Origin of the sequence: Thioalkalivibrio sp. K90mix (assembly GCF_000025545.1) — a bacterium.
GTDB lineage: Bacteria > Pseudomonadota > Gammaproteobacteria > Ectothiorhodospirales > Ectothiorhodospiraceae > Thioalkalivibrio.
Genome location: NC_013889.1, coordinates 1,061,362 through 1,083,077, shown reverse-complemented (window position 1 = coordinate 1,083,077; position 21,716 = coordinate 1,061,362). Strand labels below are relative to the sequence as shown.

The window sequence follows — 21,716 nt, the reverse complement described above, 5'->3', positions numbered from 1 at the left end:
GTTGGGTTGTTGCGTAGCACGGGCCACGTGCACCGGGGCTACGACAACCGTCTATTGCTGGCTAGCCAATGGAGACAAAGCCATGAACTTCAAAAAGACCCTGATTGCTTCCGCTATCGCCCTGGCCTTCGGCCTGAGCTCGGGCCTGGCCCTGGCCAACCCGACCAATACCGCCGATGGCGAAGTCGGTGATCAGACCGCCACCGCCACCTCCTCGGCCGATGGCGGCGGCGCCTCGGCGAACGAGTATTCCCAGGCGTTCGCAATCAATGACTCCGACCTGTCGAACAGCTCGGACAACAGCACCGCGATCTCGGACTCGGGCAATGACAGCTCCGACAACAGCACGAGCATTTCGGATTCGGGCAATGACAACTCGGACAACAGCACGAGCATCTCCGACTCGGGCAACGACAGCTCCGACAACAGCACCGCGATCTCCGACTCCGGCAACACCACAGTCTCGGATTCGGGGAACGACAATTCGGACAACAGCCTGAATGTCTCGGATTCGGGCAATGACAGCTCCGATAACAGCACGAATGTCTCCGACTCCGGGAATGACAGCTCCGACAACAGCCTGAACATCTCCGACTCGGGCAACGACAACTCCGACAACAGCATGGCCCACGCGGACGACAACAGTGCAGCCGCCAACAACGGTTCCACTGCCTCGGTGACCCGTGATCAGAGCGACAACTCCGACAACAGCTCGGCCATCATGGATTCCGGCAACTACACCGCAACGGACAGCTTCAACACGTCGCTGCAGGTGAACGCCGTGGTCAGCCAGAACGAACTGTCGGGTACTGTGACCGGGAACTACGTCGACATCGCCGGTCGTGCCAACCAGGAGAGCCACAACTACATCGGCTCGGATTCCTTCGTGGCCCCGGCGGGGATTACCCAGGTGTCGCAGAACAGCGGCGCGAACAGCCTGACCCAGCAACAGGTCTCGGTGCAGGCGCATCTGAACCTGGGCAACTAACCGACACGGCGTGTCGGAACGGCATGCGGCGGGATCATCCCCGCCGCATTCTCCCTGCCATGCAAGAGGGTCCGGTCATGAGTAATCCGTCAGCTCACCGGGGCGGCATCGGTTCTGCTGCCTTTCTGTCCGCCGGCATGCTGCTGGTGACAGCCATCGCCCATGCCGAAGTCCCGCCGGCCGGCGATGAACTGCTGTTCGGCTCGGCTCCCGACGCCTATGAGGTGGTCGATCTGGCCACACTGGACGCGCAACGGGCACGCCAGGGCGTGACCAATATTCAGCTCGGTCAGATCCACTCGCGCATTGACCTCGCGAACAACCACGCCGTGAACTCCACCACCGGCAAGAACTTCGTGGCGGCCGGGGCCTTCGACAATGCCCGCGGGATCTCCACGGTCATTCAGAACAGCGGCAACAACGTCGCCATACAGGAATCGATGATCGTGAACATCACGATCAACCCCTGAGGAATCACCAATGCCCATCCGCCGTTGGTTCCTCTGCGTAGTCATCACCACCGCGCTGATGCTTTCGCCTGCCCTGTCCGCATGGGCCGGCGGGGCCCAGTTCCCCGGCATGATCGGCAGCATGAACGTGCCGGTGGAGAGCCTGAAAGACCTGCGCTTTCGCTCCATCGTCCCGCAGCGATACGACTTCAGCTGCGGCTCCGCCGCCCTGGCTACGCTGCTCACGTACCACTACGACCGCCCCACCACAGAGGTCGAGACCTTCGACAGCATGTTCCGACGCGGCGACCAAGACCTGATCCGCGAACAGGGCTTCTCCATGCTCGACATGAAGCACTACCTGGAGGCCGAACAGGGCATGCCCGCCGACGGCTTTCGCATCGGGCTGGATGACCTCGACAATCTCGGGGTGCCGGCGATCGCGATGATCGAGACTCGGGGCTATCGCCACTTCGTGGTAATCAAGGGGCTCGAAGGCGGACGGGTACTGGTGGGAGATCCGGCTCTCGGGGTCAACAGCTACACCCGTAACGAGTTCCAGCAGATCTGGGTCAACGACATCCTGTTCATCATTCGCGAGGACGTGGACCTCGCCCGGCATCGCTTCAATGCCTCCGAAACCTGGGCCGCCGTGACCCGCGCGCCGATCGAGTCGGGTGTCGTGCGCAGCGACCTGGCGAGCTTCACCCTGCATCTGCCCCGCGCGAGCGACTGGTGAGCGCCATGATGAAACGCCTGCCCTGCTGCATCCTGGGCGTCATCCTGGCCAGCGCGACATGGGCTACAACGGCTCATGCCCTGGATGTCCTGCCCCCCCTCGGCGACGAGCGCGTAGTACCGGATTCGGTACTGGAGGCCCAGCGCGGCGGCTTCTTCGGGCGCGATGGTCTGGAGATCTCGATCGGGCTGGAGCAGATCACGTCACTCAATGGCGAGGTGATCAATCACTCGACACTACGCCCCCTTAGCGATATCGCCAGCGGCTCCCACTGGCCCGGCACCGACCTGCGTTCGGTCGTCATCCAGACCGGGGGCGCGATGCCGGCGGAAAGCTGGACCTCGGGCATGGGCTGGGTCACTGCGATCCAGAACGAGCTCGACGGACAGGACATCCGCCACCAGACCATCCTGCAACTGGAGCTTGGCAATCTGCAGATGCCGCGCGGGGACCTGGGCCGGGCACTGGAACAGCACATGCTCGAGCGTGGCGGAGGCTTCTGAACCCTCCGCCACGGCAACGCGCCCCTCAAAAACGGATCGGCACCCGCAGGGTGGCCTGCACATCCGGTGCGGCCTCGGTCGCCCCGACACCGAGCGAGAAATTCACACTGGTGCGGTCCGTCAGCCGGTGCGAGATACCCCACAGTACGGTCCCCACCTGGCGCCGCCCGAACACGGGCTCCAGCCCGCTTTCGTTCTCCACCCGCGTGCGGAATACCGTGCTGTGGTCGTAGCCAAAGCTCATCGAGGTGCGGTCGTTCAGGCTGATGGCCATCCCCAGGCTCATGCCGACCGCGTCGCCGGGATTGACCTTGCCATAGCCATCGCCCACATCGCGCTCGATGTTCCAGAGATAGCTGACGTTCGCAAAGATCACGGCCGGGTCGGTCGGATAGATCATCGTCACGCTGGGCTGGATACTCCAGAACCCGGAACCGGTGGGCTGCTCGAGGAAGATCTCGCCCAGGCGATTGCCCTCGTCATCCAGGATCTCGCGGCGGGCGACATCGAAGGGCCCCTTACCAGTCGTGCTCTTCGCCTTGAGGTTGCCGATAAAGAACGGCCGACCTCGATCCGCCATGTTGAACTGGTAAGACACGCCGAACTCGATATCGCCCAATCCCTGCCCGGTGGAGCCCGTCACACGCTCCAGCGCGGTCGCCTCGAGGATGTCGCGCCGGCGCACCTGCTGCTCGCGGTAGACATACGGGATCTTCATCCCGACCTCCAGCCGCTCGGTCAGGCCATAGCGAAAGCTCACCGCCGCGGTCAGCGTGTCGCGCTCCGTCTCGCTGACATCAATCAGCCCGATCGCCAGGGCCGGGATGATGGTGAACCCCTCGATCGACACATCCAGCGAACTGCTGTGCACGTACGACAACGACGGCTCCACTACCCACTGCCCCTTCGGTGTGAGCACACCACGTTCCTCGAAGACCGTCACCTCGGGGCCCGAATCCACCGGGGCGTCCCCGACCGCCTCGCGAGCCTCCTGGCCCACGGCCGGCCCGGCCAACCCGATACAAAACGGTACGATCCCCAACCCACTTCTCCTGACCCATCGCTTGTCCACCGTCGTTCTCCATGGCCCCAGGGGCCGAACTGTTACGCAAGGGCCACTCTCTTCCCCGTCACAAGATTCAGGGCGCATTGGAACGCAGCCCGTACTTGTCGAGCAGGCGGTAGAGCGTCATCCGGCCCACCCCCAACTGGCGCGCGGCCCGCGAGACATTGTTGTCGCACTGGCCCAGCACCTTGATCAGCAATTCCCGTTCGGCGGTCGAGCGCGCCTGGGCCAGCGTTTGCGGCTTCTCGGCATTGCCCGAAGCGGCCAGTCCCAGATCCTCCGGCCGAATCAGGCGTCCCTCCGCCATCGTCACCGCCCGCCGCACCCGGTTCACCAGCTCGCGTACGTTTCCGGGCCAGGCATGTGCATACATCGCCTGCCACGCGGCCTGGGTAAAGCCGCGCAGCCGAGGGTTCTGGCTGCGGAACTGTTCGAAATAGAAGCGCGCGAGTTCTTTCAGATCCGTGCCCCGCTCTCGCAACGGGGGCACATCCAGCTGGATGACATTCAGGCGGTAGTAGAGGTCCTCGCGGAAACGACCGCTCTCGACGGCCTCGTCCAGCGCGACATGGGTCGCCGCGAGCACGCGCACATCCACCTTGATAGGCTGCAACCCGCCGACCCGCACCAGCGTTCCCTCTTGCAGGAAACGCAGCAGATTGACCTGTAGCTCCAGGCTGAGATCGCCAATCTCGTCCAGCAGCAGCGTGCCGCCATGCGCCAGCTCGAACTGCCCGATCTTGCGTCGACCCGCCCCGGTAAAGGCGCCTGCCTCGTGGCCAAACAGTTCCGACTGGATCAGCTGCGCCGGCAATGCCCCGCAGTTCACTGCCACAAAAGGCCCGTTCGCCCTTCGTGAATGTCGGTGCACCGCCAGCGCAGCCAGTTCCTTGCCGGTGCCGCTCTCGCCCTGAAAGAGCACCGGTGCCTCGGAGCCCGCGACGCGCTCGATCTGGCGGGCCAGTCCCTGCATCGCCGGGCTATGCCCAACGATGGGAATATGGTCCGACTCGGCATCCTGATTGGGACGAGTGGGCCGCGCTTCCAGCGCCGCCATGCCGCATGCCCGTCCCAGCGTGATTTCAAGGCGCGCCTGGTCGAATGGCAGGGTATGAAAGTCGTAACAGGACTCGCGGATCAGCTCGCGAACGTCGTCGCGCAGTAATAGATCCGGGTGAACGAGCGCGATCCACTTCACATGCTGATGAGTGTGTACAAACTCGGTCACCCAGTTCGGGATGGGGCTGCCCAGGTCGACAAGCCCAACACGCACCTTGCTGAGTGTCCCCTCCGTTACCCCACCCGGCCCCGGGACGCGCCACAGCGTCCAGGCATCGGAGAAGCTCGGCATCGATTCCCCCGCGCCGCCGCCACCGTCTACCCATGCCACCTCGCGCACCATCGCAGTCGCACAGGCGCGCTGCAGTGCATAACGCGATTCGTCGGAATCCCCCCGGGGCAGGAAAGTCCCGCCATCCACCGACCGCAAAAAGGAACCATTCAACCTTCGCGATCCGGCCATGCCCGTCCCTATTGTTCAGATCCAGCTTTACTTGCCGGTTCGACGCAACCGACCCATCGCTGGAAATTCAGCGTTGTCTCTGCCGGAATATAGGGGAAAAGAACGATCGAAACATTAAACAAGGAGCGCGAAATTAACCACCAAAAAGACTTACAATTTATTTTAATGAAGGGCATTAATATTCCCGAAGCCAGATTCGCCCGAAAATAAAAAGGGCCGCTCGAGAGCGGCCCTTTTTGTGATGCATTTAAAATCCCCGACCGTATGATACGGGGACACTACGTCTCAAACACGAGACAATTCCTGAGTATCACTAACCAATGTCACCACAGCCAGGTCTCCGGCTGCTCGATCGACCGGTCTTCGTTATTCGCCAGCAGACCCTTGATGCAACGCACCAAAAGCCAGACGATCATGAACAGCAAGACCAGGAATCCAATACCGATCGGGGTCAAAACAGCCCCTACGATCACGCCGAGCAAGCCAATCCAGAATGTACGAATCTGGTAGGTAAAATGCGTGTCGCTGACCGCGTCCCCATCGTTGCGCTTGATGTAAGCAATAATCAAACCGGCGATCGCGGTGAGCGCGGTCAGAAAGCTGACCAGATACAGTACGTACACCACAGTCACCATCGTGCGCTCCTTGCGCGGACCCGGCACGGGGCGGCTCACATCGCTCGGTTCGACTTCCGGTCGTGTTCCTTCGCTCACCTTGCACCTCCTGTCGGCATGGTCATGCTCATTGCGAGCCTGTTCGCCGAGACTAGCACTTCTGCTACTGACCCAGTGACAGGCGCAAGCCCCCCTACGCTGGACCCGCCCAGACGATCAGCACGATCCCGAGCAGGGCGAACACGAAGCCTGCCAGTTGCACACGCGACATACGCTCGGCCTGAAACAGGCGGGCCATCAGCGCGGTCGGCGCGGGCGACAGCGCCCCGGCCACCGCAATGATCGACAGCAGTCCCATGCGTACGGCCACGACAAAGGCCAGGGTCGCTGCCGCCTGGAACAGCCCCGCCAGCGCCAGCAGCACGAAGGTGGAGCGGCTCATCCCGCGTTCGGGCCGCAAGACCAGCATGACAAGGGCAAGCGTCAGGGCCCCGACCGCCGAGGTGGCCACCACGGGCCACAACGGTGATCCGGCCTGGGCCTGATCGAGAAACACGAAGACCAGGCCGAAGCAGACCCCGGCGATCACGGCGTCCAGCAGCCCCTTGACCGGATGCTCACCCCGCGCCAGCGCAATCAGGCCACGAACGGGTTGATCCAGACGCCGCGGGCTGGCCTTGCGCGCCCCGCCCGAGATCATGCCGATGGCCACCACGATGGCGGCAATGCCGACCAGCGCCAGCACGCCCGGCCGCTCACCGAGGGCCAGGCCCACCCCCAGCGGCACCAGAGCGGAGATCACACCAGTAATCGCCGCCACCAGGCCCATCGAGCCCTCGGCCAGCCCGCGATAATAGGCGAGAAGGCCCAGCGCCAGCGCCAGCCCGGAGGCACCCCCCCAGATCAACGCCTGCGGGCCCGGCAGCCCCGCAAGCGGAACGGCGATCAGCAGCAGCGCGCCGGTGGCCAGGAACTGCGAATAGCAGGCCACCACGAGCGCGGGGATTCGGCGCGAGGCCAGGCCACCAAAGAAATCCCCAGCGCCAAACCCGAGCGCCGTCAGGAGTCCGAGGAAAAAGGCCATCAGCGACGCCGCCGCGAAACCGGCGCTCGCCGCTTCAGGGGCTTATTCACCCGCCTGTTCGAGCAACTCCTTCAGCCGGTTCTCGTTCGCGGCGCTATGAATACCGGTAACGGTGCCGTCACCGTCCAGCAGGATCACGGTGACCTCTTCCGGTGTGTGCGGCATGAAGCCCGCGTCCTGTTCGGACTGGGTCACCACCGTCGGGTATTCACGTGCCTGCATGCGCGGCAGCACGACGTTCTCCATCACGTGCGGCGGCATCTGGTGGATATCCGCGATGTAGATCACACCGATCTCGTTGCGCTCTTCCTCGGTCATCTCGCCGAGCACGGCGTTGGCGATATCGGCCGGGGCCATCTCCACCGTCTTGAGGATCACGCGCGCATCACCCGGTATCTGCAGCGGGTTGCCGTGCTGGTCATTCAGCGTGCGCTCGGGGAAGGCCTCGCCTTCGGCCACTTCGTCGGCCGAGGCGTTGGCACCGCCGTCGCAGGCCGCGAGGAACAGGGTGGAAGTCGCCAATAGCGCGGCGAGCAGGAGTGCGGACAGTCGGTTCATGGGGGTTCCTCCAGGGCTGTGAAACAATGCGCGCCGTGAACGGTCGGTCGTTCGCGGCAAACGCCGCCGATGGTAACGCATCCCTGGCCCCAGTAGACTTCACGGACTCGCCGACCCATGTACCCACTCGCGTTGGTCCGTGTTTCCCAGAGCAAATGCCCCGGAACCCCTCGATGCTTCAGCCACTGATCAAACTGCTGCGGCCGCACCAGTACATCAAGAACGGGTTTGTCCTGCTGGGCGTCGTATTCGCCCACGAGTGGGAACCGGCGATGCTGCTGGCCGCGGGGGTCGCCTTTATCGCCTTCTGTGCGATTGCGAGTGCGGTGTATGTGCTGAACGACATCGTCGATGTCGAGGCCGACCGCCAGCACCCGGTCAAGTGCAACCGGCCCATCGCCAGCGGGGCAATCCCGGTCGGGACGGCCTGGGCGATCTTCGCCACACTGGTGGTGGTCGCCCTCGTACTGGCGGCCATGGTCAGCACCGGCGTGACCGCCCTAGTGCTTGCCTACCTGGTGCTGAACGTCGCCTACTCCTGGTGGTTGAAGCATGTCGTCATCCTGGATGTGTTCAGCATCTCGGCGGGCTTCATGCTGCGCATCCTGGCCGGCACGCTCGGGCTCGGGATCGAGCCCTCGCAGTGGCTGCTGCTGTGCGGCCTGATGCTCACACTGTTTCTCGGCTTCGCCAAGCGCCGCGCGGAACTGGCGGATACCGCAATCGAGCGCTCTCCCGAACGGGAAGGCCCGCGCCGCGTACTCAATGACTACAGCGTGGGCCTGGTGGACCAGTTCATCGCGATCAGCGCGGCCTGCACAGTCCTGTCGTACGGGCTCTACACGGTCAGTGCCCAGACGATCGACCTGCACGGCACGGATGGACTGATCTACACGCTGCCGTTCGTGATCTACGGCATCTTCCGCTACCTGTTCCTGCTGCACGCCCGTGGTGGCGGCAACGACACCTCGCGCGACCTGGTCACCGACCCGCACCTGCTCGCAACGGTTGCCGTCTGGCTGGGCGTCACCATCGCCGTACTCGCATGAGTGCGGTCCTGCTGTCCGGCTGGCGCATGCGGGCCGTGATGCTATCCGTCATCGCGGCCGTTGTGCTGTATCTCGGGGTTGCGCTGTGGGCGGGGGCCGCCGAGGTCTGGCATGCCCTCGCGCTGGTGGGGATCGGGGGCCTGCTGCTGGCCCTGTCGCTCTCATTGGTGAACTACTCGCTGCGTTTCACACGCTGGCAGCTCTATCTGCGCCGGCTGGGTCACCACGTGCCCCTGCGCAGGAGCGCCCACATCTACCTGGCGGGCTTTGCCCTGACCACCACACCCGGAAAGGCCGGCGAGGCCCTGCGCGGCGTATTGCTGAAGCGACGCCATGTTCCCTATCCCGACAGCTTGGCGGCCTTCGTCAGCGAGCGTCTGTCCGATCTGATCGCGGTCGTGCTGCTGTCGATGCTGGGCTTCACCCTGGTGGCCCAGGGTGGCTGGCTGATCCTCGCCGGGGCCAGTGCGGTGGCGCTCGCGCTGGTCATCCTGTCGTGGCGCCGACCACTCGCACGACTGCAGACGTGGACGGACCGGCCCGGCCAGCGCCTGTGGCGGACCGTTCATCACCTGGCGACTATCCTGCTGCAGGCCCGGCGCTGCCACCGCCCCACCCTGCTGGCCGGGGCGACCATTCTGAGTGTGGTCGCCTGGAGCGCGGAGGCGCTCGCCTTCTGGTGGATCCTCAACGCAATGGGCTTCGAGGCCAGCTTTGCCTTCGCCGCATTCGTGTTTGCGCTGGCGATGCTGGCCGGCGCGCTGAGCTTCCTGCCCGGCGGGCTCGGCGGGACCGAGGCCGTGATGGTCGGCCTGTTGCTGCTGCACGACATGCCCGCGGCCGATGCGGTCGCCGCCACCATGCTGATCCGCTTCACCACCCTGTGGTTCGCGGTCATCCTGGGCCTGATGGCCCTGGGCACCAACCCCGAGGCTCGCGGCCGCGAACAACCGGAGGCCACGGCATGACCACGAGCTGGAACCGCATCCCGCGTGTCGCGCACGCCGCCGAGGTCACGCTGAACCGGCGCGGCCAGCCCCTGCCCGGGGCTTCACACCCACTGCTGGCCTACGGCCTCGGCCGCAGCTACGGCGACGTCTGCCTGAATCCCGGCGGGAGCCTGCTGCATACTCGCGACCTTGATCGCTTCATCGCCTTCGATCCCGATACGGGCCGCATCACCGCCGAGGCCGGCCTGACCCTGGACGACTTGCTGCGCTTCGCGGTCCCGCGCGGCTGGTTCGTGCCGGTGGTACCCGGCACGCGCTTTGTCACGCTCGGAGGCGCGGTGGCCAACGACGTGCACGGCAAGAACCACCACCATGCCGGCAGCTTCGGCGAGCACGTCCGCGCCATGACCCTGCGCCGCTCGGCCGGCGAATGCCTCGAGGTGACCCCCGACGACACCCCGGACTGGTTCGCCGCGACCGTCGGCGGGCTCGGGCTGACGGGCCTGATCGAGACGGTCACGCTGCAGCTCGTGCCCGTACGCACGCCCTGGATGCGCGCGTGGTCGCAGCGCTTCGACAGCCTGGACGAGTTCTGGGAGCTGGACGCCCGGGCCGAGCGCGAATGGCCCTACACCGTCGCCTGGATCGACTGCCTGAACCCGGGCCCGCGCGGCGAGGTCGGGCGCGGCATCTACAGCGGGGCGCGCCACGCCACCACCGCACCGGCGCGCAGCCAATACCGGGAGCCCCGCCGTGCCATACCGCTGGACCCGCCGGTTTCACTGGTCAACCGGGTGACCCTGCGGCTGTTCAACCAGCTCTATTACCGCCAATCCGTACACCCGACCGCCCGCGCCGTCCATCACCTGCCCTGGCTTTTTCCGCTGGACGCGATCCGCCACTGGAACCGCATCTACGGGTACAAGGGCTTTTACCAGTACCAGTGCGTGCTGCCCCCGCATGCGCAAAAGGACGGCATGCAGGCGTTGCTCGACGCCGTGGCCGCCAGCGGCCAGGGCTCGTTCCTCGCCGTGCTCAAGCGCTTCGGGGATCGCGCGGGGCCGGGCATGCTGTCATTCCCCCGTCCTGGGGCGACCCTGGCGCTGGACTTCCCCGAACGCGGCAACGAGACCGAGCACCTGTTCCGGCGCCTGGACCACATCGTGCAGGAGGCCGGCGGCGCGCTGTACCCGGCCAAGGATGCGCGCATGTCACCCGACCTGTTCCGCAGCGGCTTTCCCCGCTGGGAGGAGTTCGCTAGCTTTGTCGACCCCGAATTCTCCTCCGGCTTCTGGCGCAGGGTGACCAAATGAACCGTTTGCAGTCTGTCGTGATCCTCGGCGCCACCTCGGCGATCGCCACCGCCGTCGCGCGCGAACTCGCCGAGCACGGGGCCCGACTGTTTCTGGTCGCGCGCGACGGCGAGCGCCTGGAGCCCCTGCTGCAGGATCTGCGCGTACGCGGCGACGATGCCTCCGGCACGCGCATCCTCGGCACGACGGCCGACCTGGCGGACATCGACGCCCACGCGGATGTTTGGGCGCAGGCCCGCGAAGCGCTGAGCGATAACATCGATGCGGTGCTGCTGGCCTGGGGCACGCTGCCGGATCAGGAGGCCTGCAACACGTCGGTCGCGACCACACTGGAGGCGATCCATGTGAACGGCACCAGCGCCATCGCCTTCCTGGCCTGCATCGCACCCGACTTCGAGCAGCGCGGCCGTGGCGTGATCGCCGCCATCGGCTCGGTCGCCGGCGACCGCGGGCGTCAGAGCAACTACGTCTACGGCACCGCCAAGGGCATGCTGGCCACCTATCTCCAGGGGCTGCGCAACCGGCTGTTCTTCAGCGGCGTGGATGTGGTCACGATCAAGCCGGGTTTCGTGCGCACCCCGATGACCGAGGGCTTCAACCGCGCCGGCGCGCTGTGGGCGGAGCCCGATACGGTCGCGCGCGGGATCGTCAAGGCCATGCGCCGCGGCCGCGATGTCGCCTACCTGCCCTGGATCTGGTGGGGCATCATGACCGTGATCCGCCTCATCCCCGAATACCTGTTCAAACGCCTGAAGCTGTAATGACGGCGCCGCAACGCATCGTGCTGTTCGACTTCGACGGGACCCTGACCCGACGCGACAGCCTGTTCCCGTTCCTGCGCTTCGCGCTGGGTACGCCGCGCTTTGTCGCGGCCCTGCCCGGCTGCCTGCCGACCCTGGCGGGCTTCGCGCGCGGCCGCATCGCCAACCAGGTCGCCAAGGAGGCCGTGCTCCAGCGGATGATCGGCGGCGCATCCCTGGACGATCTGCAGGCCCGGGGCCATGCCTTCGCGGATCGCGTGCTGGACCGCCTGCTGCGACCGGCCGGCATGGAACGCCTGCAACACCATCAGGCGGCCGGCGACACCTGCGTGCTGGTCTCGGCCTCGCTGGATCTGTGGCTGCAGCCCTGGGCCGAGCGCCATGGCCTGGCCGACGTGATCTGCTCGCGCCTGGCGGTCGACGAGCACGGCCGCGTCAGCGGGCATCTGGACGGAACCAACTGCCAGGGCGCGGCCAAGCCCGCCGCGATCGCCAGCTGGCTGGGTCGCTTTGACCCGCACACGCCCGTCGACCTCTACGCCGCCTACGGCGACAGCGCGGGGGACGAACCCATGCTGCAGATGGTCACCACGGGTTACCGACTGCGGGGCGGCCGCTTCGAGCCAATCCAGACGGACACGCACAAGGCATGAGTGCCGATCGCCTGCCTCCCGGCGCGCCCTGGCTCGCGCGCCACTACGGTGCGGTGCTGCTGACCGCCCTGGCCGCCAAGATCCTGATCGCCTGGACCCTGCCGATCACGGGCGATGAGGCGTACTTCCTGATCTGGGGGCAGCACCCCGATCCTGGCTACTACGACCATCCCCCGATGGTTGGCTGGTGGCTGAGCCTGGTGCTCGCGATCTCGGACCACCCGCTCGCGATCCGGGCGCTGGGGATCGCCGTATCCATGGCCCCCGCCCTGCTGATCCTTGCGCTGTGGCGCCGGCAGGACCCGGTTCGGGCGCGGCTGGTCTCGCTGATCGCCCTGTTCGTGCCGCTGCTGTTCATCGCGGTACTGACCGCCACGGACACCCCGCTGCTCCTGTTCGGCCTGCTGGCCACCGGTCTGACCTGGCACGCGCTGCGCACCGGGCGTCCGGGCTGGTTCCTGCTGGCGGGATTCGTGCTGGGCCTGGCCTTCCTGTCGAAGTACTTCGCGGTGCTGCTCGGGATTGCGCTGGGGCTGCACATCCTGCTGTTCGCGCCGCGCCACTGGCGCGGACTGCTGCTGATCATCCTCGGTGTCGTGCCGGCGGTGGCCCTGAACCTGTACTGGAACTGGGACAACTGCTGGTACAACGTGATGTTCAACATCGTGAACCGGCATGGCGGCGACGGGATCGACCCGACCAACCTGCTCGCCTACGCGGCGATGCTGGTCTACGTTTTCACCCCCTGGCTGCTGTGGTTCATCGCCCGCGAGTTCCGCGCGCTGGGCCCCGGCATCCGCGAACATCACCTTGACGTCTTCCTGAGCGCCGGACTGATCCCGCTCGCGGTGTTCGCCCTGCTGGCGCCGTTCAAGAGCATCGGCCTGCACTGGCTGGCGGTGTTCGTACCCTTCCTGCTGCTGCCCGCCCTGTTCCTGAGCACCCGCGCACTGAACATCAGCGCCTGGCTCTCGGCCATCCTGGCCGGCGTACACGCAGCCGTACTCCTGACCATCGCGCTAATGCCCGTGGAATGGCTCGAGGACCACGGGCGCTACGCCGATGCGGTCTACTATCTCGCCCCGGAGTCCGTGGCCGAGGCCGTGAACGAATACGAGCCGGACTGGCACGTATTCACGCGCAGCTATTCGCGCTCCGCCGTACTCGCCTACTACGCCGGACGCGACGTCGGGGTACTCGGCTCCGGCTCGCACTACGGCCGTCAGGACGACCTGCTGACCGACTTCCGCGCCCTGGACGGCGAGAACCTGCTGTACGTCGCGACCCGCGGCGAGGTCGACCCGGGCGACCTGGAACCCTTCTTCGACGAGGTCGTGATCCGCCGCCAGCCGATCCGCGGGATCGACTGGGAATTCGCCGAAGGCCACGGATTTCGCTATGACGCCTACCGCGAGCAGGTCCTGACCGAGATCCTGGCCGACTACTACGCCATCCCCGCCTGGCTCCCCGAAGGCCGCTGCGACTTCACCGATCGCTACAGCCCGTAACGCCGCGAACGTCGGTGCGGTATTACGGTCACACAGGCACGGCGATATGCTTGAACCCGGCGCAACGCGCGTTCAAGCTGACGCGTTTGTTTGCCAATGCAATGACGGAGATCCCTACATGAAGCCTTACCTGGCATTCGCTGGTGCGCTGCTGCTGGCCATCCCGGGCCTGACCCTGGCCCAGGCCCAGACCGACCCGCAGATGGAAGAGCAGATGCAGCAGCAGGAGCCGGAGACCACGACCTACCAGGACTGGGAGGTCGCCTGCATTGAGGTTCAGGGCGGCGAGCGCTGCCGTATGCAGCAGACCCTGCAGATCCAGGACGAGCAGGCGCAGGGCGCCTACCTGCAGGCCTCGCTGTTCCGCGATGGCGACAGCTACATCATCGAGATCCTGCTGCCGCTGGGCGTGGATCTGCGCCCCGGCATCCTGATGCAGGTCGATGAGGACGGCGAGGAGATCGAGGCCCCCTACATCGCCTGTGTGGAGCAGGGCTGCGTGGCAGGCCATGAGCTCACGGAAAGCCAGTTCAGCGCGATGCGTGGTGGTAGTGCGCTGACAGTCGGCTTCTGGCCGCTGCATGGCGACCAGCCGCTGGCCTTCGACGTCTCGCTGATGGGCTTCACTGACGCCAGCGAGCGGCTCTAGGCCTTCGCTTGGCTTCGCCACACGGGCCGGTACAATGACCCGTGTGGCGAAGCACAGGGACGCAACGAGCCGGGCCGGCCTCAACCGCGCCCGGGCACGCTGGCGGCGGGCAGCCTGGACTGTCCTGGCCGCCGCCGTGCTGTGGTGGATCCTGGCCGGGCTTGATGCCCTGCTGGAACCCCTGGCACTGCTCGCGGTTCTGCTGGCCGGGGCCGCCAGCCTCGTACTGCCCAGCGGTCGCCCCCTCGGCGTCCGAATCCGGGCCATACCGGGCCTGATCGGCTATTTCCTGCGAGCCTCCTTCCTCGGCGGCATCGACATCGCCCGACGCGCACTGGACCCCAAACTGCCCATCGCACCGGACTTCATCGAGTACCGGGCCGACCTTCCGCATGGACCACCTTTGACCCTGTTCATGGCCGTGCTCAGCCTGCTCCCGGGGACCCTCAGCGTTCGCCTCGAGGGGCGCCTGCTGACTGTCCATGTGCTGGATCGCCATGGCCAGCCCGAAGTCGCGCTGCGCGAGCTCGAGCGGCGTATCCACGCGGCCTTCGAGGATCCGCGGCGCCGTAAGGAGGGGGGCACATGAGCGCGTTCTATCTGGGCGCGGCGCTGTTCCTGCTGGCGACCATTCTCCTGGGCCTGATTCGCGTGTTGCGCGGCCCCGGCTCCGGCGACCGCATGCTGGCCGCCCAGCTGTTCGGGACTACCGGGGTCACCATCCTGCTGTTGCTGTCACTGACGCTGGAGACCCCGGCACTGGTCGACGTCGCGCTGGTCTTCGCATTGCTGGCGGTGGTGGCTGCGGTCGCGTTCGTCCGCCAGCACGGCCTGCCGGAACCCTCGGGCACGCCCATCCATCAGCGCCACGGCCAGAAAAAGGAGCCGGACGATGATCGCTAACACCCTGACCGTGATCCTGATCCTCGCCGGACTGGTGTTCTTCGCGGCCGGCACGGCCGGGCTGCTGCGCTTCCCGGATGTCTACTCCCGCCTGCACGCGCTGACCAAGGCGGACAATGTCGGGCTGGGCCTGGTCATCCTTGGCCTGATGCTGCAGGCCGGCGGGCCGGCGGACATCCTCAAGCTGTTCCTGATCTGGGTACTGGTCCTGGCGGCCGGCACCACGGCCGCGCACATGGTGGCGCAACGCACCTGGACCCACGGGGAATTCGAGTCCGACCGATGAGCGGCCTGCTCCTCGTCGTCTTCGACCTGGTCCTGCTGGTCGGACTCCTCGGGGTCGCCTGGCGCTGCCTGGCGAGTACCGACCTCTTCCGGGCGGTGGTGCTGTTCATCACCTTTGGACTGCTACTCGCGCTGGCCTGGGTGCGTCTGGAGGCCCCGGACATCGCCCTGGCCGAGGCCGCGATTGGCGCCGGCATCACCGGCGCCCTTTTGCTGGTCACGCTGGAGAGGCTGCGCAGCATCGCGGTCGAACGCCGGCGTGGACGCCCTGACGAGCCACCCGACCCGGCCGGCGCCGATGCCCTGCTGCACGCCCTGCATGACCCCCCGCCGCCACGACGGACCTTTGTTCCGGCACTGACCTTCGCCCTGGTGGTTGGCGGGCTGATGGTCACCGCCCTGTGGCATCAGCCGGACGCCGTGGGCCTGGAGCCCGTGGTCGACGAACACATGGGCGTCTCGGGCGTGGATCACCCGATCACCGCCGTGCTGCTGAACTTTCGCGCCTATGACACCTTCCTGGAGCTGGCGATCGTCCTGATCGCACTGCTCGGGGCCTGGTCGCTGGGCCGCTACGACCGCCTGCCGGCACGCCCGGCGCCCGGCCCGATCCTGCCCGGCACCCTCCGGCTCCTGGTGCCGGTCGCGATCGTCACCGGCGTGTATATCCTCTGGGCGGGAAGCCATGCCCCGGGCGGGGCGTTTCAGGCGGGGGCCATCCTGGGCGCCGCGGGCATCCTGCTTGTACTGGCGCGGCCGCGCGACCTGCCGATGGCGCCGAGTACGCCACTGCGGCTGGGCCTGGCCGCAGGTGTGGGCCTGTTCCTCGCGATTGGGGTCATTGGCCTGTTCATCGGCCCGGGCCTGCTCGGCTATCCGCCCGAGTGGGCCTATCCGCTGATCATCGTGATCGAGGTGGCGGCCACGCTGTCGATCGCCCTCACCCTGGTGGCGCTGTTCATTGCCGGACGGCCTGCCGGAGACGATCACTAATGGAATGGCTTGCCCAGCAACTGGCTCCGGGCCTGATCTATCCGACGGCCGGCGCGGTCCTGTTCGCGCTCGGCCTGTACGGGCTGATACGCCGCCATCACCTGGTCCTGCGGATTCTTGCGCTGAACATCATGGGTTCCGGGGTATTCATGGTGCTGCTGGGCATTGCGGCCCGCGGCGAGGGCCCACCGGACCCGGTTGCGCAGGCGCTCACGCTGACCGGCATCGTGGTCGCGGTCAGCGCGACGGCATTTGCCCTGGCGCTGGTCGTGCGCCTGGCACGCATCACGGGGCAGGCGATGATGCTACCCGGCCCACCAGACGACGACGCACCGGTGGACGACATCTCGCGCGAGGAGCACGCCCCTTCCGCGGAGTACGAGCGGGAGCATCGCGAATGAGCGAGACACCCGCCGCGATGCTCCCGCTGGCGATCAGCGGACTGGTGGCCCTGTCACTGGCGCTGGCCATCCTCGCCACGATCTGGCCGCGCCAGGCGCACCGGATTGGGGGTTATGGCGCGGTTCTAATGGCCGCAGCCGTAGTCACACTGAGCGCCCTGTTCCTGGCTGCGGGACCCGAGCCGGAGAACGCGGCCACACGCGTGGCGCTGGGCGGCTGGGAGGCCCCCCTCGGCGTGATGCTGCACCTGGACGGGCTGTCGATGACGCTGCTGGTCCTCACCGGCGTGGTGGGGCTGGCGACCAGCCTGTACAGCCTCGGGTACGTGCACGACCCGATCGAACGCCGCCAGTTCTGGCCCCTGTGGCTGTGGCTGTGGGCCGGGCTGAACATGCTGTTGCTGTCCGGCGATGCCTTCAACCTGTATATCTCGCTGGAGGTGGTGTCGCTGTCGGCGGTGGCACTGGTGGCGTTCACAGGGACCGCGGCCGCCGTATCCGGGGCGATGCGCTATCTGCTGATCAACATCCTCGGCTCGCTCAGCTTCCTGATGGGGGTCGTGCTCCTGTTCGGGGAGCACGGGGTGCTCGACCTGGTGCTGCTGGAGGCCCGTACGGAGATCGGCCCCACCGAACGCATGGCCGCGGTACTGATGACCGCCGGGCTGATGCTGAAGGCGGCGCTGTTCCCGCTGCATGTCTGGCTCGCCCCCGCACACGGCTCCGCCCCGGCCCCCGTCAGCGCGGTGCTCTCCGGCCTGGTGGTCACCGGCTCGTTCTACCTGATCCTGCGCCTGTGGATGGGCCCCTTTGCCCCACTGGCCACACCGGCATTCGGCATCCTGGTGGGGCTGCTTGGCGTGGCCGCGCTGATCTGGGGCTCGGCCCAGGCCCTGCGCTCCGGGCGCCTGAAATCCATCGTTGCCTACTCCACCGTGGCCCAGTTTGGCTACCTGCTGATCGCCTTCCCGCTGATGCTGGTGGACTCCGGGGCATGGAAGGTGGTGGTGTTCTTTGCCGTCGTGCACGCCCTGGCCAAGGCCTCCGTCTTTCTCGCCGCCGGCACACTGCAGCACGCGGCCGGGCATGACCGTCTGGCCGACATGGGCGCGGTCCTGCGCGCCCGCGGCCGCACCGTATTCGCGCTGGGCCTGGCCGGGGTGAGCCTGATGGGCCTGCCCTTCACCGGCGGCTTCATCGCCAAGTACCTGCTGCTGGAGGCGGGCCTGTCCACGATCCTGGCAGGCAGCCTGATCGGCGTGCTGTGGGTGATCGCGATTGCCGGGGGCGGGCTGCTCGCGGCCGGGTACGTGCTGCGCATGGTGGCCCCGGCCTTTCACCGTGGTCCCCAGAACCCTGGCGAGGCGGTCTCGCCGTGGATGGACTGGGTGCCGCTGGGGCTGGCCGTGGTCGCGGCCGCCGCCGGCTTCGCCGGCACCCTGACCCTGCACACCCTGACACTGACGCCGGGGGCACCATGAGCGACGGCGGCTGGCTGCTCCTCGCCATCCTGATGAGTTCGCTGGGCCCGGGCCTGGCGATCTTCTTCCTGCCCGAGCGGCGCTACGGGCTGCGGACCCTGCTGAACCTCGGCGGGGCCGGGACCAAGCTGGTGCTGGTCGGCTGGCTTTTGGTGAGCGTTCTGCGTGGCGACGAGTACCGCCTGGTCCTTCCGCTCGTGCCAGGGATCGACTTTGTGCTTGCGGCGGACGCTTTGTCGCTGCTGTTCGCCACGCTGTCGGCGGTGCTGTGGTTCGTCACCACCGTGTACGCCATCGGGTATCTGGAAGGTTCGCCCCGACGCAGCCGCTTTTTTGGGTTCTTTTCCCTTTGTGTCAGTGCCACGGTCGGGATCGCGCTGTCGGGCAACCTGATCACACTGCTGATCTTCTACGAGCTGCTGACGCTGGCCACCTGGCCACTGGTGGTGCATCGCGGCACCCCCGCCGCCCTGCGCGCCGGACGGCTGTATCTCGCCTACACCCTGACCAGCGGACTGGTGCTGTTCACCGCCATCGTCTGGCTGACCCTGCTGGCCGGTGCCGAGTCTTTCGTGCCGGGTGGCTACCTGGGCGACCTCGCGACCACACACGAGACCACGCTCAAGGTCCTGTTCGTGATGCTGATGATCGGGTTCGGGGTCAAGGCGGCCCTGGTACCGCTGCACTCCTGGCTGCCGATCGCGATGGTCGCGCCCGCCCCGGTCAGCGCCCTGCTGCACGCGGTCGCGGTGGTCAAGGCCGGGGCCTTCGGGATCGTGCGGGTAGTGAACGACGTCTATGGCGCCGAGGTCGCAATCGAGCTCGGGCTGGCGGCTGGACTGGTGGTGATCGCCGCGATCACCATCCTGTACGGCTCGATCCAGGCCCTGCGCACGGACGACCTGAAGCAGCGGCTGGCCTTCTCCACCGTCAGCCAGGTCTCGTACATCGTGCTGGGGGTCGCGCTGGCCGGGCCGCTGGGGGTCATCGGCGGGCTGGTGCATCTGGTGCACCAGGGGATCACCAAGATCACGCTGTTCTTCTGTGCCGGCAACTTCGCCGAGACCCTCGGCATCCACAAGATCAGCGAGCTGGACGGCGTAGGCCGCCGCATGCCCCTGACCATGCTGGCCTTCACCCTTGGCGCCCTGGGGATGATCGGGCTGCCGCCGCTCGCCGGTTTCGTGACCAAATGGCATCTGGGCCTGGGCGCGCTGGAGGCCCAGTTCCACTGGGTGCTGGCGGTGCTCGTGGCCAGCAGCCTGCTCAATGCCGCGTACTTTCTGCCACCGGTGATCCGGGGCTGGCTCGGCGAGCGCCGCACCCCCTGGCACGAGCACATGGTCGAGCATAGCGGCCCCACGCGCTTCGAGACGCACTGGATGCTGCTCGTCCCGACGTTATTCGTCGCAGCGCTGAGCCTGCTCGGCGGTCTGCTGGCCGGGATGAGTCTGAGTCCGCTCGACTGGGTGACCCTGATCGTGGAACGCGACTATTCGATCCCGGGGTTCGCGCCATGAACGCCCTGGTCTGGCTGGCGATCCCTCTGGTCCCGTTGCTGCTGGCGGTGCTGATCGGCCTGCGACCACACCGGACCCGATTCAACCGCTGGCTCCCGTGGGCCGCATTGCCCGGTCTTGTGGTCGCGGCGGTTGGAGGCGATGTCGAACCCGCCGTCCTGGACTGGCTGATGCTGAACACCCTGCTGGGGCTGGATCCCCTGGGGCAGGCCTTTCTGGCGCTCACCTCGGGGCTGTGGCTGGCCGCCGGCCTGTTCGCCCTCGGCGACCGCCAGGATGACCCGCTGCGCCACCGCTTCTACGTGTTCTGGCTACTCGCGCTGTCCGGAAACCTGGGCCTGATTCTCGCGCAGGACGCCCTGAGCTTTTATCTGTTCTTCTCGCTGATGAGCCTGGCCGCCTATGGGCTGGTGGTGCACTCCAATACCGCGGAGGCCTGGTGGGCCGGGCGCATCTATCTGATTCTGGCCGTCGTTGGCGAGATCCTGTTGTTTGCCGGCTTCGTAATGGCGATCCACCAGGCGGGTGGCGATACGCGGCTGACCGCGATCGCCGAGGCGCGGCCCGAGGGCTGGGGGCTTGCATTGCTGGTGCTCGGGTTCGGTATCAAGGCCGGCATGCTTCCCCTGCATTTCTGGCTGCCACTGGCCCATCCGGCCGCACCGGTCGCAGCCAGCGCCGTGCTATCGGGGGCGATGATCAAGGCGGGCCTGCTGGGCTGGCTGCGGGTATTGCCACTGGACGAGACCGGCCACGTGCTGCTCGGCGAGACCCTCGTGCTGCTGGGTCTGTCGGCGGCCTTCCTCGCCGCACTCGCCGGGGCCGTGCAGTCGCGTCCCAAGACCATCCTCGCGTACTCCAGCATCAGCCAGATGGGACTGATGACGGCCGGGGCCGGGCTGGCGCTCGTCCTGCCCGACCTGCGGGCCTGGCTGCTGATGGCCGTTACCCTCTACGCGGTGCACCACGGCTTTGCCAAGGGTGCGCTGTTCCTGGCCGCCGGGATGACCACGCAACGCCCCGCGGGTGGTGCAGCCCGCCTGGCGTTTTTCCTGTTCGCGGTGCTGCCGGCTCTCGCCCTGGCCGGGATGCCAATGACCAGCGGAGCACTCGCCAAGAACATCCTGAAGGAACCGCTGTACGACGCCGATCTGGCCGGCTGGATGGCTCATACGGAATTCGCGCTGACGCTGGCGGCCGCCGGCACAACGCTCCTGATGCTGCGCTTCCTCTGGCGCTGGTATCAGGCACAGCAAGGCACACAGGCGCCCCCGCGCGCGGACTCCCGCCGCTGGTGGGCCTGGGGTGGCCTGGCGTGCATGTCGCTGGTCTTCCCCCTGCTGGGGGTCGCGGTCGCCCCACCGGAGCAGGTTCCGGCTTGGGTCGTGCTGACGGGCCTGAGCCTTCTCTGGCCCATCGGTGTCGGCCTGGTGTTGGGGCTGCTGGCCTGGCGATGGGCCCGGGATCGCGATCGGCCGTGGCTGCCGGAAGGCGATCTTGTCGTGCCCCTGGAGTGGCTCGCGCAGACCGGCCAGCGCCTGTGGCACCGCCACCCTGCACTCATCAGCGTCGGGCGCCACCCGGCGCGCCTGCGCTGGGTACGCTACCGGCTGCGCGAACGGCTGGAACTGGCCGAGCGCGTACTCACGCGCTGGGAGACCATTGGCCTGCTGTTCGCCGCCGCGATGCTGGGCCTGTACCTGACCCTCTGGGCCGGTTGAGACACA

Annotated in this window: 24 protein-coding genes; 19 read left to right on the top strand and 5 right to left on the bottom strand. The window is 66.9% G+C overall.

Translation table 11 applies throughout. The annotated features are described in order from the left end of the window. Positions 1–82 precede the first annotated feature (82 nt). From TK90_RS05135 to TK90_RS05120, 4 genes are all read left to right on the top strand, one after another. Positions 83–988 carry a hypothetical protein gene (locus TK90_RS05135; RefSeq protein ID WP_012982431.1) on the top strand — a complete coding sequence of 302 codons (906 nt, stop codon included), beginning with the start codon at positions 83–85 and terminating at the stop codon, positions 986–988. 137 nt (positions 989–1,125) lie between these two features. Further along, on the top strand, positions 1,126–1,458 hold the full coding sequence (locus TK90_RS05130) for a hypothetical protein (protein WP_018993558.1): 333 nt from the start codon (positions 1,126–1,128) through the stop codon (positions 1,456–1,458). Between the two features lie 10 nt (positions 1,459–1,468). After that, complete coding sequence (locus TK90_RS05125) at positions 1,469–2,176, top strand: C39 family peptidase (protein ID WP_012982429.1); 708 nt, start codon at positions 1,469–1,471, stop codon at positions 2,174–2,176. Then, positions 2,173–2,679 carry a hypothetical protein gene (locus TK90_RS05120; RefSeq protein WP_020146169.1) on the top strand — a complete coding sequence of 169 codons (507 nt, stop codon included), beginning with the start codon at positions 2,173–2,175 and terminating at the stop codon, positions 2,677–2,679. Before TK90_RS05125 ends, TK90_RS05120 begins: the two co-directional genes overlap by 4 nt. 25 nt (positions 2,680–2,704) lie before the next feature. Here TK90_RS05120 and TK90_RS05115 read toward each other — a convergent pair whose 3' ends face one another. The 5 genes from TK90_RS05115 to TK90_RS05095 form a co-directional block, all read right to left on the bottom strand. Continuing rightward, the gene (locus tag TK90_RS05115; protein ID WP_018174524.1) at positions 2,705–3,721 is read right to left on the bottom strand and encodes a transporter; all 1,017 of its coding nucleotides are present in this window, start codon (positions 3,719–3,721) and stop codon (positions 2,705–2,707) included. 97 nt (positions 3,722–3,818) lie between these two features. Then, positions 3,819–5,249: a sigma-54 dependent transcriptional regulator gene (locus TK90_RS05110; protein ID WP_020146171.1), complete on the bottom strand. Its 1,431-nt coding sequence runs from the start codon at positions 5,247–5,249 to the stop codon at positions 3,819–3,821. Between the two features lie 341 nt (positions 5,250–5,590). Further along, positions 5,591–5,980: a DUF4870 domain-containing protein gene (locus TK90_RS05105; protein WP_018174522.1), complete on the bottom strand. Its 390-nt coding sequence runs from the start codon at positions 5,978–5,980 to the stop codon at positions 5,591–5,593. A gap of 94 nt (positions 5,981–6,074) precedes the next feature. After that, positions 6,075–6,965 carry a DMT family transporter gene (locus TK90_RS05100; protein WP_012982424.1) on the bottom strand — a complete coding sequence of 297 codons (891 nt, stop codon included), beginning with the start codon at positions 6,963–6,965 and terminating at the stop codon, positions 6,075–6,077. A gap of 42 nt (positions 6,966–7,007) precedes the next feature. Then, entirely contained in the window at positions 7,008–7,523 is a 516-nt protein-coding gene (locus TK90_RS05095) for a hypothetical protein (RefSeq protein WP_012982423.1), read from the bottom strand. A 173-nt stretch (positions 7,524–7,696) separates the two neighbouring features. Here TK90_RS05095 and TK90_RS05090 point away from each other — a divergent pair, with 173 nt between their 5' ends. From TK90_RS05090 to TK90_RS05020, 15 genes are all read left to right on the top strand, one after another. Next, complete coding sequence (locus TK90_RS05090) at positions 7,697–8,572, top strand: decaprenyl-phosphate phosphoribosyltransferase (RefSeq protein WP_012982422.1); 876 nt, start codon at positions 7,697–7,699, stop codon at positions 8,570–8,572. Then, positions 8,569–9,540, top strand: a complete 972-nt coding sequence (locus TK90_RS05085) for a lysylphosphatidylglycerol synthase transmembrane domain-containing protein (protein WP_012982421.1) — start codon at positions 8,569–8,571, stop codon at positions 9,538–9,540. The genes TK90_RS05090 and TK90_RS05085 overlap by 4 nt, the downstream gene beginning before the upstream one ends. Then, positions 9,537–10,835, top strand: a complete 1,299-nt coding sequence (locus TK90_RS05080; RefSeq protein ID WP_012982420.1) for an FAD-binding oxidoreductase — start codon at positions 9,537–9,539, stop codon at positions 10,833–10,835. Before TK90_RS05085 ends, TK90_RS05080 begins: the two co-directional genes overlap by 4 nt. Next, a complete protein-coding gene (locus TK90_RS05075; RefSeq protein WP_012982419.1) occupies positions 10,832–11,596 on the top strand; it encodes an SDR family oxidoreductase in 765 nt (254 codons plus the stop codon). Before TK90_RS05080 ends, TK90_RS05075 begins: the two co-directional genes overlap by 4 nt. Next, a complete protein-coding gene (locus TK90_RS05070; RefSeq protein WP_012982418.1) occupies positions 11,596–12,249 on the top strand; it encodes an HAD family hydrolase in 654 nt (217 codons plus the stop codon). The genes TK90_RS05075 and TK90_RS05070 overlap by 1 nt, the downstream gene beginning before the upstream one ends. After that, positions 12,246–13,757, top strand: coding sequence for a glycosyltransferase family 39 protein (locus TK90_RS05065; RefSeq protein ID WP_012982417.1), 1,512 nt, complete (start codon positions 12,246–12,248; stop codon positions 13,755–13,757). Before TK90_RS05070 ends, TK90_RS05065 begins: the two co-directional genes overlap by 4 nt. Positions 13,758–13,875: 118 nt before the next feature. Further along, on the top strand, positions 13,876–14,406 hold the full coding sequence (locus TK90_RS05060) for an invasion associated locus B family protein (RefSeq protein ID WP_012982416.1): 531 nt from the start codon (positions 13,876–13,878) through the stop codon (positions 14,404–14,406). Between the two features lie 34 nt (positions 14,407–14,440). Continuing rightward, on the top strand, positions 14,441–14,995 hold the full coding sequence (locus TK90_RS05055; protein ID WP_012982415.1) for a Na+/H+ antiporter subunit E: 555 nt from the start codon (positions 14,441–14,443) through the stop codon (positions 14,993–14,995). Further along, positions 14,992–15,309, top strand: coding sequence for a monovalent cation/H+ antiporter complex subunit F (locus tag TK90_RS05050; protein WP_012982414.1), 318 nt, complete (start codon positions 14,992–14,994; stop codon positions 15,307–15,309). The genes TK90_RS05055 and TK90_RS05050 overlap by 4 nt, the downstream gene beginning before the upstream one ends. After that, complete coding sequence (locus TK90_RS05045; protein WP_012982413.1) at positions 15,299–15,595, top strand: monovalent cation/H(+) antiporter subunit G; 297 nt, start codon at positions 15,299–15,301, stop codon at positions 15,593–15,595. The genes TK90_RS05050 and TK90_RS05045 overlap by 11 nt, the downstream gene beginning before the upstream one ends. Then, entirely contained in the window at positions 15,592–16,587 is a 996-nt protein-coding gene (locus tag TK90_RS05040; protein ID WP_012982412.1) for a hydrogenase subunit MbhD domain-containing protein, read from the top strand. Before TK90_RS05045 ends, TK90_RS05040 begins: the two co-directional genes overlap by 4 nt. Further along, a complete protein-coding gene (locus TK90_RS05035) occupies positions 16,587–16,988 on the top strand; it encodes a cation:proton antiporter subunit C (RefSeq protein ID WP_012982411.1) in 402 nt (133 codons plus the stop codon). The genes TK90_RS05040 and TK90_RS05035 overlap by 1 nt, the downstream gene beginning before the upstream one ends. Beyond that, complete coding sequence (locus tag TK90_RS05030) at positions 16,985–18,469, top strand: complex I subunit 5 family protein (RefSeq protein ID WP_012982410.1); 1,485 nt, start codon at positions 16,985–16,987, stop codon at positions 18,467–18,469. Before TK90_RS05035 ends, TK90_RS05030 begins: the two co-directional genes overlap by 4 nt. Continuing rightward, a complete protein-coding gene (locus tag TK90_RS05025) occupies positions 18,466–19,989 on the top strand; it encodes a complex I subunit 5 family protein (RefSeq protein WP_012982409.1) in 1,524 nt (507 codons plus the stop codon). The genes TK90_RS05030 and TK90_RS05025 overlap by 4 nt, the downstream gene beginning before the upstream one ends. After that, entirely contained in the window at positions 19,986–21,710 is a 1,725-nt protein-coding gene (locus TK90_RS05020; RefSeq protein WP_012982408.1) for a complex I subunit 5 family protein, read from the top strand. Before TK90_RS05025 ends, TK90_RS05020 begins: the two co-directional genes overlap by 4 nt. Positions 21,711–21,716 lie beyond the last annotated feature (6 nt).